At 55.9% G+C, this 13,651-nt stretch carries 13 protein-coding genes and 1 pseudogene; 7 read left to right on the forward strand and 7 right to left on the reverse strand.

The window, feature by feature from the left end:
* Positions 1-169 precede the first annotated feature (169 nt).
* A complete protein-coding gene (locus ACR0ER_RS12165) occupies positions 170-583 on the forward strand; it encodes a CHAP domain-containing protein (protein ID WP_480769151.1) in 414 nt (137 codons plus the stop codon).
* Positions 584-989: 406 nt separating this feature from the next.
* Entirely contained in the window at positions 990-1,448 is a 459-nt protein-coding gene (locus ACR0ER_RS12170) for a histidine phosphatase family protein (protein ID WP_480769152.1), read from the forward strand.
* Between the two features lie 162 nt (positions 1,449-1,610).
* Here ACR0ER_RS12170 and ACR0ER_RS12175 read toward each other — a convergent pair whose 3' ends face one another.
* From ACR0ER_RS12175 to ACR0ER_RS12200, 6 genes are all read right to left on the reverse strand, one after another.
* Complete coding sequence (locus tag ACR0ER_RS12175) at positions 1,611-2,756, reverse strand: ABC transporter permease (protein WP_480769153.1); 1,146 nt, start codon at positions 2,754-2,756, stop codon at positions 1,611-1,613.
* Positions 2,753-3,679, reverse strand: a complete 927-nt coding sequence (locus ACR0ER_RS12180) for an ABC transporter ATP-binding protein (protein WP_480769154.1) — start codon at positions 3,677-3,679, stop codon at positions 2,753-2,755. Before ACR0ER_RS12180 ends, ACR0ER_RS12175 begins: the two co-directional genes overlap by 4 nt.
* Positions 3,676-4,635 (reverse strand): HlyD family secretion protein, encoded by a 960-nt coding sequence (locus tag ACR0ER_RS12185; protein ID WP_480769155.1) that lies wholly within the window; start codon positions 4,633-4,635, stop codon positions 3,676-3,678. Before ACR0ER_RS12185 ends, ACR0ER_RS12180 begins: the two co-directional genes overlap by 4 nt.
* 112 nt (positions 4,636-4,747) lie before the next feature.
* On the reverse strand, positions 4,748-5,638 hold the full coding sequence (locus ACR0ER_RS12190; protein WP_480769156.1) for a haloalkane dehalogenase: 891 nt from the start codon (positions 5,636-5,638) through the stop codon (positions 4,748-4,750).
* Positions 5,635-6,060, reverse strand: a complete 426-nt coding sequence (locus ACR0ER_RS12195; protein ID WP_480769157.1) for a GFA family protein — start codon at positions 6,058-6,060, stop codon at positions 5,635-5,637. The genes ACR0ER_RS12190 and ACR0ER_RS12195 overlap by 4 nt, the downstream gene beginning before the upstream one ends.
* A 13-nt stretch (positions 6,061-6,073) precedes the next feature.
* Positions 6,074-6,451, reverse strand: coding sequence for a hypothetical protein (locus ACR0ER_RS12200; protein WP_480769158.1), 378 nt, complete (start codon positions 6,449-6,451; stop codon positions 6,074-6,076).
* Positions 6,452-6,568: 117 nt separating this feature from the next.
* Between ACR0ER_RS12200 and ACR0ER_RS12205 the strand changes: the two genes are divergently transcribed.
* From ACR0ER_RS12205 to ACR0ER_RS12225, 5 genes and pseudogenes are all read left to right on the forward strand, one after another.
* Positions 6,569-7,162, forward strand: coding sequence for a TetR/AcrR family transcriptional regulator (locus ACR0ER_RS12205; protein ID WP_480769159.1), 594 nt, complete (start codon positions 6,569-6,571; stop codon positions 7,160-7,162).
* A gap of 315 nt (positions 7,163-7,477) precedes the next feature.
* Positions 7,478-7,969 carry a c-type cytochrome gene (locus tag ACR0ER_RS12210; RefSeq protein WP_480769160.1) on the forward strand — a complete coding sequence of 164 codons (492 nt, stop codon included), beginning with the start codon at positions 7,478-7,480 and terminating at the stop codon, positions 7,967-7,969.
* Between the two features lie 93 nt (positions 7,970-8,062).
* Positions 8,063-8,539 (forward strand): DUF411 domain-containing protein, encoded by a 477-nt coding sequence (locus ACR0ER_RS12215; protein ID WP_480769161.1) that lies wholly within the window; start codon positions 8,063-8,065, stop codon positions 8,537-8,539.
* 307 nt (positions 8,540-8,846) lie between these two features.
* Positions 8,847-9,656 (forward strand): annotated as a pseudogene (locus tag ACR0ER_RS12220) (isopenicillin N synthase family dioxygenase); the annotation flags it as partial.
* Positions 9,657-9,783: 127 nt separating this feature from the next.
* Complete coding sequence (locus tag ACR0ER_RS12225; RefSeq protein ID WP_480769162.1) at positions 9,784-10,518, forward strand: sodium/glutamate symporter; 735 nt, start codon at positions 9,784-9,786, stop codon at positions 10,516-10,518.
* A 748-nt stretch (positions 10,519-11,266) separates the two neighbouring features.
* On the opposite strand, the gene ACR0ER_RS12230 is transcribed toward ACR0ER_RS12225, so the two are convergent.
* Complete coding sequence (locus ACR0ER_RS12230; RefSeq protein WP_480769163.1) at positions 11,267-13,639, reverse strand: 1-deoxy-D-xylulose-5-phosphate synthase N-terminal domain-containing protein; 2,373 nt, start codon at positions 13,637-13,639, stop codon at positions 11,267-11,269.
* Between the last annotated feature and the right edge of the window lie 12 nt (positions 13,640-13,651).

Here is a 13,651-nt window from a genome sequence, read left to right on the forward strand (position 1 = left end):
CTCAAACCGACAATGTAGTTTCTTGCAAAACAGCGACAGCAAAACGAATACGAAATGGCCGCGCCTACCGGGCACTGCCCGCGCTGCGTTTGCGATGGGGTTTTATGTTCTTGTATCTGCCTGCGCTCAGGGCTCAAACGACGCGGATCTCGATCCAGAACGTCAGTCCATGGCGTTACTCGAGGTCTCAAAAAAGCAAGCTCGAGGGCAAAGGGTGTGGTGCGTACCCTACGCACGTAACCTCAGCGGTATCGAAATTCGTGGAAACGCCAAGGACTGGTGGGGCAAGGCGCGCAATACTTTTGAGCGGGGCAGTGAACCGGTTGTCGGTGCGGTCATGTCATTTAGAGCAACCCGAGGGATGCCCCTTGGTCACGTGGCCGTCGTATCCGATGTTATTACCGACAGGGAAGTCATCGTGAACCACGCCAACTGGCACCGCAACAAGGTATCATTGAAAATGGGCGTCAAGGATGTATCCAAAAACAATGATTGGACGTTGGTCCGGGTCGAAAGTCATCCGGGTCGGTATGGCAGTTTCTACCCGGTGAACGGGTTCATTTATCCCAAAGTTGACGGTTAGCCTAAATCAATTATGTGTCGCATCCTGCGCACATCCGACGGATGCGTCAGAAGCGGCCCTTTTTCGGAAACAAATTACATACACGAATCGCCTGCGTATGGACCAAGTGTGGCGGTGCTTTCTCGCATATCGGATAGAGCAAGGCTCTTTAATGAAGGTCTCGTTTGGGCTGTAACCAGTCTACCCAACTGATTGCAGAAGGTGTCGGCTATGAGCCCAAAGCAGTCCAAGTGCAGCGACAAAGCACTCGACGCGAAGGTTGCATGACCACTTTGTCTAAAGCCATAGACTTAGTCGCACAAATCCAAAGCTTCTATTGAATTCTGGGGCATCCGTTTAAACTGCGCACTACGTGGAAGAGAAACCAGATTATTCGGTTTGCTTCAGTGCAGGAAGGCTTCGATACGTGTTGAACCAAAAACTCAGCCCTACAATTTTCTTGCTTCGCCATGGTGAAACCGAATGGAATTTGCAAAAACGACGTCAAGGTCGGCAGAATTCGCTCTTGACCAAGCGAGGGGTTGCTCAGGCAGTAGCGAGTGCAAAAAGACTAAGGCACCGCCTATGCAGCCGTCACCCTCTGACGGTAATTTCAAGTCCACTTGGTCGAGCGGCACAGACGGCTTCCATCGTCTTCGAGGAACTTGGCCTACCACCAGAAACCATCGAATATGAGAATAGTTTGATGGAATGCAGTTTTGGACAATGGGAGGGCTTGACTGAAAACGAGATCATAGGGCGGTTTGGGGATCTGGCTGCAACTTTTGGTGTTTGGCATTTGAGTAGACTGGCGAAAAGCTACCGACAACAGTTTGGAGAACTTCCTTCAGAGTCTCGAAAAGCAACGGGCACCCAAATAGCCTGAATGCGTCAAGCGGACATTTATGCAGCACTAGCAATTGACTGCTCTGTCCCGCTCTGCCGGCCGCGGGCAACGTGCCGATCTCGCAGGCACTGGGAATGGCGGGTTCAATGAAGCCGCATTGCGTAGTGAACCGACGCGCTGAATGGCTGGTATGGGCCGTCTTCAACCTAACCGTTTCTTGAATCTTAGAGTGGCCGCCAACAATCCGAATACCGCAAATCCGATCATCCAGAGAATTCCCCAGCGCAACTCGTATAACGACGCGTCACGCAGGACCACGCCGCGGATCATGTCCATGAAATGGGTTGCCGGCAGGACCTGAGCAATCATCTGGACGGGTTGTGGCATACCGTCGAAGGGGAACATGAAGCCCGACATCAGGATTGAGGGCAGCAGGACAAAGATGGTCATCTGCATTGATTGAAGCTGGTTTTGGGCGAGTGTCGAAATGACCAGCCCCAGCGAAAGGCTGGCAACAATGAACAGCAACGTTACCACCAGCAATACACCCAGCCCACCGTTGATCGGGACATCGAAGAGGATGTGCCCAAGGCCGAGGATGATTGCGACCTGTATCAGGCCCAGAAAGATGTAGGGGATGATCTTGCCGATCATCAGTTCGATCGACCGGATTGGCGTGTTGATCAGCATCTCCATATTGCCCCGCTCGCGTTCGCGGACGATGGCGGCCGAGGTGAACAGGATCATCGTCATGGTCAGGATCACGCCGACAAGTCCCGGCACAATATTGACCGCCGACCGCTGCTCGGGGTTGAAATAAAGTGTCACCTCAAACGTAGGCACTTGCCGGTTTGGAGGCTGTTTCAGCAGTTCCGTCAAAGGCATCGTGCGCAGGGATTTGATTGCACTGGCCACCATCGTGTCCGAGCCATCGACGATCCAATGGGCAACAGGCCGGCTGCTGGTCTGGTCCGTTGCGTTGGGCAGACCCAGCCCGACAGATGGGCTTCGGGCAAGGCGTTGGCTGACGTCTCGAGGAATGATTAGCGCGGCGCGCACGCGGGATTCGGTGATCGCGCGCTCGGCTTCTTGCGGGGTTGTTAGCTGTTCGGTGATGGTCACGACCTGCGTGGCCTGAACGATCTGTGCCAATGTGCGGGACAACTCGGTTCCGGACTGGTCCACCAGTGCGACGGGCACATGGCGCAGGTTGGTGTTGATCGCATAGCCAAATAGCAGCAGCTGGATCAGGGGGATCATGATCACCATGGCGAAGGTCATCCGGTCTCGCCGCAGTTGCAGCAATTCTTTCTTCAGCACAGCGGCGATGCGGCGTGGCGAGATCACTGTTCAGGCCCTCGTGTGGCGCTGACGAACACGTCTTCCAGATTTGGTCGCTGCGGGGTCAGGGACAGGTCGGGAAACGCAGCAAGTTGGCCGCGCAACATGTCCACCGGCTGAGGTTCGGATTTGTCCACCAGCACACGCAGCCGCGACCCGACTTGCGCAGTCGACAGGATTTTGGGTTTGCCGTCCAACGCGTGTTTGACCTTGCGCAGGTCCGGGCCTTCAACTTCGACAACATCGGCCTGCAGATCATCCATCAACTGGCGCGGAGACCCGTCCGCCTTTTTCACACCGTGTTGTAGGATCGCCAGCCGATGACAGCGCTCGGCCTCGTCCATGAAATGGGTCGAGACGATCATCGTCGCGCCCTGATCGACCAGATCGAACAACTGCTCCCAGAACGTGCGGCGGGTTTCAGGATCGACAGCTGATGTTGGCTCGTCCAGAAAAAGCAGTTTAGGGCGGTGCAAGACGGTCGCCGCTAGGGCGAGTTTTTGTCGTTGTCCGCCGCTCATGCTTCCACTGAGCTGATGTACGTTGGCCGTCAGGTCGTAAGTATGCAGCAGTTCGTCGATCCGGCCCGCTGCCGATTTCGTTGGAATGCCATAGATATCCGCCGCGAACCGGAGGTTTTCCAGTACTGTCAGGTCGCGGTAATACGAGAAGATTTGAGTCATGTACCCGATCTCGTTCTTAAGCGGCTCTGCCGCCTCGGGCATCGACCGACCCAAAACCGAAATCGCCCCACTGCTTGGGGTCAGCAGGCCGGTCAGCATGCGCATGGTTGTGGTCTTGCCGCAGCCGTTGGGGCCGAGAAACCCATAAATCTGGCCCGTTCGGATCTCGAGGTCCAGATCGTTAACGGCGGTGTTTTCCCCGAACCGGCGGGTCAGACCCTGCGTCGAGACGACGACATCATTCATGGCATAGGGACCTGCACGGGCACTCCGGCGGGCAGGTCCGGGGATGCGGTGGGCAGGTCAATCTCAGCCAAATAAACAAGGCGCGTGCGGTCGTCCTTGTTTAACCCGTAATAGGGGGTGAAGGACGCGTCGTCGCTGACCCAGCGGATCACGCCGTCCAGCGGATCGGCCAGCCCGTCAACGCGCACTTCCAGCGTATCGCCGGGTTTGAGATTGACGCGATGCGGCTCGGGCACATAGACGCGCGCGTAAGGCGTCTGGCCCGTGACCATCACGGCGACGGGGCTGCCGGATGTTACCCGCTCTCCAAGGTTCCACGGCAAGGAATCCAGCACTCCGTCACGGGTCGCCGTGACCGTCAGATCATCCAGAACGGTCCGCTCGGCGGTCACCAGGGCCTCAGCCGCACGCACGTTGGCCTCGGCAACCGCAAGGTCTTCGGGGCGGGTGCCATTTTGCAGTTCCTTCAGGGATTCACGCGCACTTGCCAACTCGGCCCGCGCTGAATTCCGCAGCGCAAGGTCATTTGCAACCTGCGCTTCTGTCACGACCGAGTTCTCGACCAGTCTGGCATTTCGGTCATAGATGGCCTCGGCATCGGCCAGCCGCGCAACGGCGCCTGCCACCTTGGCCTCGGCAATCGCAATCTCTTCCTCTCGCGGTCCGACCTGCAGTTTCAGAAGGGTGGCTTGCGCCTTCTCAAGCTCAGCCTGCGCCAGACTTAGTTTTGCGGTCTGCAAAGTGGGGTCAAGCTGAACCAGAGTATCGCCTGCCCGGACGGCCGTCCCTTCGGCCACCGGCAAATCCACAACTATTTCGCTGGCCGTCGCGGTCAAAGCCACCCGATCGCGCGCCAATACGCCTAAGGCGACGCTGGTATCGGACCCAGAGCACCGGTCCAGAAAGGCGGGCAGTACAGCCGCAAGGATCAAGGGTATGGGGATCGTCAGATTCAACAGGGTTCCCTCCGGTGCTTGGCCTTTAAACGCGTTGGGCAATAGTCAAAGCATAAAATCAGGAAATCTGATTTATGTATACGGTTCAGCCACAACAGATGGCAGGGCAGGTTCATGCGGGCAGGCGCGCTAGCCAATCCTCCAGCTTTTCTCCGATCAGATGGGGGTTATCTTCTTGCAGGAAATGAATCCCTTTGCCGATATCCACAACTTCGAGGTTCTGGATGGTCTGATGGCACCATTTGACCTCTTTCGGCCCGATGGTGCCTCCGGGCGTGGCGTGGAACATCAGCATCGGGGTTTGCGTTTCTCCTAGCCAACGGCTGTAGGCGCTGACGATCTCATGAACGTCCGAAGGTGCGCCGTCGATCGGTATTTCACAAGGCCACACCCGGACTGGCTTGCGGCTGCGCGCTGTGCGAAATGGCGCGCGATAGTGCTCCATTTCTTGCGGTGTCAGATCACGCACAATGGCGCTTGGCAGGACTTTCTCGACGAACATGTTCAGGCCCGAAATCATCAGCCACCCCAGACCCGGCGTCCGCATCATGCGAAACCCGGCGCGAAAATCTGGCGGGAACCCGGCCCAACTCATCGGGCGGACCACACCTTCCATGAAAGCGATGCCACGAGTGTTCTCAGGATGCCGGTGCGCATAGTGAAAACCCAAAGCCGAGCCCCAGTCATGGATGACCAGCGTCACGTTCTTCAGTCCCAGCACCTTGATGAACCCGTCAACGTAGGGAACGTGGTCGACAAAGCGGTAGGGAATATCCGGGTTATCCGATTTGCCCATGCCGATCAGATCCATCGCGATAGCGCGGCCCTGCCGGGCGGCATAGGGGATAATGTTGCGCCACAGATAAGACGAGGTGGGATTGCCATGCAGAAACAGGACTGGCGCGCCTTCACCTTCGTCGACATAGTGGATGCGCTGCCCATTCACCTCGACATACTTCGAGTCAAACGGGAAGTCGGGTGAGATCTCTTGTTCGGTACTCATTGAGCCGCCCTTTCAGCTTTGTGCGTTTCTTCGATCAAACCCAGCGCTTCATCATACCATGCGGGGCGGGACGCCCAGCCGGCAATCGCGTTAACGGGTTGGGACGGCGGGCGTGACAGACTGCCAACGGGAACAACCAGAAACTTGCCGTTCTGTGTCTCGAATGGCAGCTTCGTCCTGCAGCTTCGGCAAATCACCCGACGCACCTGGGAATTGGGCACATCGAAAGATGTCAGTTGCTCTTGGCCTTCTAGCCATTCGATCCGGTCGGGCGTGGTTAACGCATTCGCAATATGGGCTGAGCCCGAGGCCTTCTGACAAATGCTGCAATAGCACAGTTTGAATGCGGCCAAGTTGTCCTGAACCCGATAGCGCACCGTGCCGCAGATGCATTGGCCGTTAATTTCATTTGGCTGGTCCATAGGTGTGCTCCCATCAGCCGTGAAAGGCAAAGTACGCACGGACCGAGGCGGTAGAGGTCAGGCCCATGGTGATGATAGCGATGATAAAGCCGATGACCGCCGTCGCTGGGATCGAGACCAGAAAACCAACCACAATCGCTGCGCGGATACCGATCATGCTGCGCTTGAGAATGGATGCGACGATGCAGGTAAAGGTCACCATATAGCCCAGCATCGTATAGAGTATTAGGTTGGCGGCTTGCGGGCCAGCCAGCTCTCCGACCTGCAGGCCGTAGAATTTGAAGGCGGCGAAAAAGCCAAAGGCCAGCAGGATTTTCAGCGCGTTCAGGATGAAGATCATGCGCAGAGTGACGGGCTTTGAGGCCCCGGTTGTCGGGTCGATGGCGGTCATGTCTGAACTCCGTTTCGGATAGGTTACGCAGCATTTGCCGCCGCGCATCCACAATGCTATCCATGTGGATAGGAACTGATTACTATCCAAGTGGATAGAAAAAGCAAGGAGAAATCTGTGGCGCGCAAACGCAAGACGGATCACGACAGTGCTGTGGCAGGGGCGCTGGACCTGTTTTGGCGGCGGGGGTACCACGGTGCCAGCACGCGGGAGCTTGAGCAGGAGACGGGGCTGACCCGATTCACACTGCAAACGACGTATGGCGGGAAAGAGAAGTTTTTCCTAAAGACTTTGGACACTTATCTGGATACTGCCGAGGCCCGGCATTTCCCTGATCCCGAAACCTATTCTCTGGATGATCTGGCCGGTTGGTTTCGGGGCATCGCATCAACCGAGCGGATGCCAAAAATTGAGGATGCCGGGTGTCTTGCCTTTAATTCGATCAGTTCATTCGACCGCTCTGATCCCGAGGTCAACGCACGAATCGAGCGGTACCTTACTGCACTGGAGGGGCGGTTCGCGGCGATACTGAGCCGGGCAAAGGGTGACGGGGCCATCCGTTCCGAGGTCGATCCGGATGAGTCCGCACGGGTGCTGATCGGTCTCTTGCTGGGCCTTCATACGATCATGAAGGCCCGAACCTCGGATCAGTTTCCGCAGAGCTACTCCGAGGCAGCGGTCGGGCTGATTGAAGGGTGGAAAAATCAGTAAGTTACCAAACATACAGGCGCGACTCTCCTTTTGCGGCGTAAGAACTGCGCGCCTGCAGCGAATGTCTGCATAGTGGACTGCCACCGCAGCATTGTGGTTGGCTGTTGACTGACTGCTTTGAGGAAGCTGCAGTGCAGCGCGCGCAGCTTGGCCAGCGGCAGGTCTGGGCCGTCACCTTCAGCCTCGTTTCACCCCATCTACAATATGCTTCGCCTGCTTTGGGGTCGTCTTTGAACCCTTCTATATCGATGCTACGCCTCGTATGGACGGGTATCGCGACCTATCTGATGCACGAACATGAAAGGAGATGAGGCAATGAAATCCAGAACGATCTGTGCATTTGCCTTGGTCGGGTTTGCCGTCATCGCTGCTGCGGTCGCCTGGCTCGCGCCTTCAGGCACACAGGCTGAACCGTCAGAGCAACCGAATGAGCCCGATGTTGAGGTAGGTTCGGTGCTATATGTCGAGTTCTGCGCGTCCTGCCATGGTGCCGATCTGGAAGGGCAGCCCAACTGGCGTGCTCCGAATGATGACGGCACAATGCCTGCACCGCCGCATGACGAGACCGGCCATACCTGGCACCACGGGGATGCGTTGCTGTTTGACTATACCAAACAGGGTGGTGATGCGGCGCTGGAAGCCCGCGGCGTGTCCGATTTTGCCAGTGGCATGCCGGGATTTGGCGACAGCCTGAGCGACCAGCAAATCTGGGACATCCTGGCCTATATCAAATCCACTTGGCCAGAGCGCATCCGCGAGATGCAGGCGGTACGCACCGAAAGCGAACAGATGCTGGGCGGCTCATGATTGCCCGCTTGACACATATCATGACACTTACCCGCGGTTTCGGTCACAAGATCCAAAGTCACACCGCAGCCGCGAACACGGAAAGGAATTGACATGACCACCCCGACACTCGACCGCCGCCTTTTCCTCGCTGGCCTTGGTGCCTCCGGCACTGCTCTGGTCACGCCGGCTTTGGCAACGACTAAACCGCAGGTGCAGGTCCTCAAGGATCCCAACTGCGGGTGCTGCGGAGCCTGGATTGACATCATGCAACGTGAAGGATTCGAGATGGAGGTGCAGAACGCATCTTGGGAGACCTTGTCGCAATATAAAACCACCAAGGGTATCCCGGATGAGATGGCCTCCTGCCATACCGGCCTGATCGAGGGATACGTAATCGAGGGCCATGTACCGCCAACCGATATCCGGCGCCTTCTGGCCGAGCGCCCCGATGCAGTGGGGCTGTCCGTGCCCGGCATGCCCTACGGCTCGCCCGGTATGGGGCCGGAGAGCGAACGGGAGGCCTATTCGATCTTCCTGATCCGCAAGGATGGCACAACAAAAGTGTTCAATCACTACGAGGCAGCGTGATCGGCAATGTTTGTGTCAAACGCAAACGGAATTGCGTTCGTTTAGGTTACCTTTGCAGTCGCAGTGAATGGCAGCAAAGTGGGCAGCGATTGCAGCAACTGAAGAGCGGGTTCAAGGTCGGCTGCGGGCCGGGTCGTAGTGATTATAGATTGATCGTGGATTCAGTCTGTCATAGCGTTCGGCTAATGTCCGAGTTTCTCCATCTTGTTGTCTTAGAGCGCCACTCCGCTCATCGTCGAAAGCGTTTTGCCGGATAGCTGGTTTTTGCATTTGGGACCCACCTGGAAAATAATTTTGGAGACCTCAGATGACTGAATTCACAGAAATTCCGGTGCTCGATCTTGCACCTCTGATCAATGGCGATGATACAACCAGCCTTGCCTTGGAATTTGCTGAAGCCTACGGAAAAACCGGTTTTGGGTACGTTGTTAACCACGGCGTTGACCCGGACTTGCGCGCCACCGTTTTTGCCGCCTCAAGGGCGTTTCACGCCCTGCCGGAGATCGAAAAACAGGCAATCGCACTTGATAAATGCCATCGCGGCTACATCGCGATCAACACATCCACGGACGTGAACTCTGATCTTGCCAAGGTGACCAAACCCAATCAGTCCGCGTCGTTCATGATGATGCGCGAGGATGCAGAGGTCGACCCTGCCATCTATTTGTCCGGACCAAACCAATGGCCTGGACTGGGAGGGTTCCGAGAGGCTTGCGAGACTTATGCCCAGGCAATGACAAACTTGGGCTACAAACTCATGGGTCTCGCCCTTGATGCTATTGGCGTCGACGATCGTTCGATCCTCGATGCGTTCCAGACGCCAACAATTTGGCTGCGCTTGCTCCACTATCCGCCACAGCCGCCGCAGGCTCCGGAAGATCTGTTCGGGTCTGCCCCCCACAAGGACTTTGGATGCCTGACATTACTTGCACAGGACAATGTTGGCGGTTTGCAAGTCCAAACGCCCGCCGGCCATTGGGTGGATGCACCGCCAATCGAAAATGCCTTTGTGGTCAATGTGGGCGATATGCTGCATCGGCTCTCGAACGGAAAGCTGTTGTCCACTCCGCACCGGGTGATCAACGCGACCGGACAACAGCGCTATTCCGTTCCGTTTTTTTTCGACCCACATGTCTCCGCCGAAATCGCACCACTCCCGGGGACGGGGACTGCGAGGTTCGCTCCCCTGAACTTTGGAGAGTTTCTGAGAGGCGAACTGGAGGCGAGCTACGACGCACATCAGGTTGGCCAGTCGGATAGCCACGGCGACCGTTGGTCTGATCCTGGCCAGCATTCTGGGTGGACCCATTGCCCGTTTTCTCATTCAAAAGAACGACCTCAAGAGTGTCGACGACGCAGAAGTAGAAGTTGCGACGGTTGCGGAGCCAACTACCGACCAACCATCGACAGTTACTCATGTAGACCTGATGAATTGTGTGCTCTGGATTCACATCGCAATCGCGATTGGGTATTCCGTATTTGAAGCACTTGAGGCAGCAGGAGTTAAACTGCCCCTGTTCGTGCCTTGCCTCCTAAGTGGCATCTTGCTGTCGAACTTGCTGCCGCCCTTGTTTTCTAAGCTCAAATGGCCCGCGGGCACTCCTGCGATGAACGTGATTTCTGAATTCAGCCTGTCAGTGTTTTTGGCAATGTCGTTGATGAGTATGGAATTGTGGACACTCGCCAGTAGCGCGGGCGTTCTGATCACAACCATGCTTTTGCAATCAATCGCAGCCGTAGCATTCATAATTTTCATCGTGTTCCGCCTTATGGGGAAAAACTACTTCGCAGCCGTCATATCAGCTGGTTTTGCTGGGTTCTCGTTGGGTGCGACACCGACAGCCATCGCGAATATGACAGCGGTCACACAACGCTATGGCCCCTCGCCGGTGGCGTTCATTGTTCTGCCTTTGGTGTCAGCTTTCTTTGTCGATCTTGCGAACGCGTTCATAATTCAGTGGTTTCTTGGATTTGGTTGAAGCATTGTGTTTCACGCCCAAGCCAAAGAACTACCTCCGCAGATCTAAGTCTGCGCAGTCACTTATGGGTTGTGCAGCGAACGACAACATCTAGTCCCAAACCTGCGAGATGCTGCGTCGAATGAATGTCCGTTGTTTTTAAGCGAGACCGACTGGCTAACTCCCGATCATCTCTTCAACCGCGAGGTTAAAACTATTGAGCGCGCCCTCAAATCGGCCGAACAGATGCGTGGGATTGCCGCGTGATGCAAAGCCGCCACTCGTACCAAAACGTTGCGGTACTCATTTGCATAGCCATTTCATTGTGGATGGCGTTTTTAACATATTCGTTTGCCTATCGCCGTGGTCAGGTCGGATTGCCGTTTATCGGTCTGCGCCTCGTGTCAACGATGGCCCGCCGGGCAACCCTCATACTAAACGGATTCTTTTGGTGCTGCCCCACGCGATTAACGAGCAATGCCTGATCATCATCAAAGGTATAAGATATTGTAATTTCTAGGTGATTTGGTCGGAGTGAGAGGATTCGAACCTCCGACCCCTGCCTCCCGAAGACCGGTGCAGAGGGCCAAGTTATTGAATTTTAGTCAAAGGAGCCCTGTTTTCCAGGCGTTGTCGCCAATCAAACCAGCCAAGTTCAGGTTCGGCAGGTTCATTGAACCTCAGAGCACTGTCTACATGGTCCGCTAGTTATCGTGGTCTATGTTCAGTGCTAGTTTGTTCTCTACATTATTGCCCAGATCCAGCCCACTTATGCACGGTGAAGAGCTTTGCCATGAGTCAGGCCGTTCACTTTCTCCAAGATTGCGTCAGCGTCAATGCTGTGGTGGCGATATAGATCGCCGATTGTTCCGGTCTGACCAAAATGCTCGACACCCATTGGGATAGTCTGATGTCCAAGCACTGCCCCGAGCCAGGATAGAGTTGCAGGATGACCATCGATAACGGTGACGAGCTTGCAGTGTGACGGAAGGTCGGACATCAGGGTTTCGATGTGAGAGCGTGCCGCTCGATTGCCGCGCGAACGCGCTCGTTGAGCGGCGGTCCATCCAGCATTCAGGCGATCTGCGGATGTCACGGCCAATACACCTATGTCGCGACGGCCTTCACCAATCATACCGGCAGCCTTGATTGCCTCCGGCGCGACTGCTCCTTGATAGGCGACTACAACTTCGCAATTGGGCCCGGGTTTTCTTAGCCAATAGGCCCCATCGATGGCGCCTTGGCGGAACTCATTGTCGACACGCTTTCCAGGCTGTTCAATCGGGTTGGTGGTCAGGCGCAGGTAGACAGACCCTCCGGTTTCATCGCGCAGCCATGTGCGCTCATCGGGCTGTCCTTCGCCATCGCGCTGAAGGTAGTCGAAGGCCCATTCCATAATCACCGCCAGCTCGTCGGCAAAGGCGGGTTCAAAAGCGGCCAACCCGTCTTGGCTCATCCCGATGAGCGGTGTTCCAACGGACTGGTGTGCTCCACCTTCTGGAGCGAGTGTTACACCCGAAGGTGTGCCAACCAGCATGAAACGAGCGTCCTGATAACAGGCGTAATTTAAGGCATCGAGGCCGCGGCTGACAAATGGATCATAGACGGTGCCAATTGGGATCAGCCGCTTACCGAACAGGGAATGCGATAGTCCCGCCGCTCCAAGAAGCAACATGAGATTCATTTCGGCAATACCAAGTTCGATATGCTGCCCTTCCGGCGTGAATTCCCATTTCGCCGTCGAAGGGATCCGGTGTTCTATGAAGGCGTCGGCTTGCTCGGATCGGGCGAACAGTTTGCGCCGGTTCACCCAAGGACCAAGGCTTGTCGTGCCTGTCACATCCGGAGAGGTTGTCACTATGCGTTCGGCCAATGGGCTGTCGCCTTTTGATAGATCGTCAAGGATCTTGCCAAAAGCCATCTGAGTCGAGATTTCGCGACTGGTGTCGATCTCGATTGTCGGCACATCCAGCTTGTCATCAAAATAACGGCGCGGACCTTTGGCAAAGAACGGTGTTTTGGCCAGAAAATCTTTGAATGCGTCTGGATCCTGCACTGTCGCAAGCGGCTCCCATTCTTCGCCCTTCGGCACACCCATATGCGACTGCCACGCGGCGAACTGGCTATTGTTCATCAGCCCGCCGTGATTGTCCTTGTGGCCTGCAATAGGAGTGCCCCATCCTTTGATTGTGTAGGCTAGGAAACATGTTGGGCGATCATGATCGATGTCAGCAAATGTTTGGGCCATGGTCTCGACGCAGTTGCCGCCGAGGTTCTCCATAAGGGCTGCGAGCTCTGCATCCGTGCGCCGTTCGATCAGATCAGTCACATCCCCCTGATCCCCCAGATCGTCCATGAGGCGCTGTCGCCAATTCGCACCGCCCATGAAAGTCAAAGCGGAGTAATCCTGGTTGGGGCAAGCGTCGATCCAATCACGCAGGCGGTCTCCGCCGGGCTCGTCGAAGGCAGCGCGTTGCAAGACGCCGTATTTCACACGAACGACATCCCAGCTGAAAGCATCGAAGATTTTCTCGATCCGTTCAAACAGTCCTTCCCGGACGATACCGTCCAGCGACTGTCGGTTGTAATCGATGATCCACCACGTGTTTCGTAGGTCGTTTTTCCAGCCTTCTTGTAATGCCTCATAGACGTTGCCTTCATCCAGTTCGGCATCGCCTACCAGGGCTACCATACGACCCATTGGCGCGTCTGAGCCCCAGCTTTTGGCCTTGATGTAGTCTTGAATGATCGAGGCAAATGAGGTGATCGCGACACCTAAACCCACAGACCCGGTCGAGAAATCAACATCATCAATATCCTTCGTCCGGCTGGGATAACTTTGCACACCCCCAAATCCGCGGAAATTCTCCATCTTCTCGCGTGTCTGATTGCCCATGAGATACTGCATCGCATGAAAGACTGGCGAGGCATGGGGTTTGACTGCAACCCGGTCCTCAGGGCGTAAGGCCGAGAAGTAGAGCGCGGTCATGATCGATACCATCGAAGCAGACGACGCCTGATGGCCGCCAATCTTGATCCCATCCACCTTTGGTCGGACATGGTTGGCATGGTGGATCATCCAATGCGACAACCACAGCAGGCGCTGTTCAACGATCTTCAGTTGGGTGGGATCAACGTGCATGGCGGTCTCCGG

Source organism: Ruegeria sp. CH8, from assembly GCF_056536985.1.

Excerpts from the sequence above, each read along its gene's own strand:
- ACR0ER_RS12215 (WP_480769161.1), top strand. The coding sequence starts at position 8,063 with ATGACCACCCCGACACTCGACCGCCGCCTTTTCCTCGCTGGCCTTGGT.
- ACR0ER_RS12200 (WP_480769158.1), bottom strand. The coding sequence starts at position 6,451 with ATGACCGCCATCGACCCGACAACCGGGGCCTCAAAGCCCGTCACTCTG.
- ACR0ER_RS12165 (WP_480769151.1), top strand. The coding sequence starts at position 170 with ATGGCGTTACTCGAGGTCTCAAAAAAGCAAGCTCGAGGGCAAAGGGTG.
- ACR0ER_RS12190 (WP_480769156.1), bottom strand. The coding sequence starts at position 5,638 with ATGAGTACCGAACAAGAGATCTCACCCGACTTCCCGTTTGACTCGAAG.
- ACR0ER_RS12210 (WP_480769160.1), top strand. The coding sequence starts at position 7,478 with ATGAAATCCAGAACGATCTGTGCATTTGCCTTGGTCGGGTTTGCCGTC.
- ACR0ER_RS12180 (WP_480769154.1), bottom strand. The coding sequence starts at position 3,679 with ATGAATGATGTCGTCGTCTCGACGCAGGGTCTGACCCGCCGGTTCGGG.
- ACR0ER_RS12195 (WP_480769157.1), bottom strand. The coding sequence starts at position 6,060 with ATGGACCAGCCAAATGAAATTAACGGCCAATGCATCTGCGGCACGGTG.
- ACR0ER_RS12230 (WP_480769163.1), bottom strand. The coding sequence starts at position 13,639 with ATGCACGTTGATCCCACCCAACTGAAGATCGTTGAACAGCGCCTGCTG.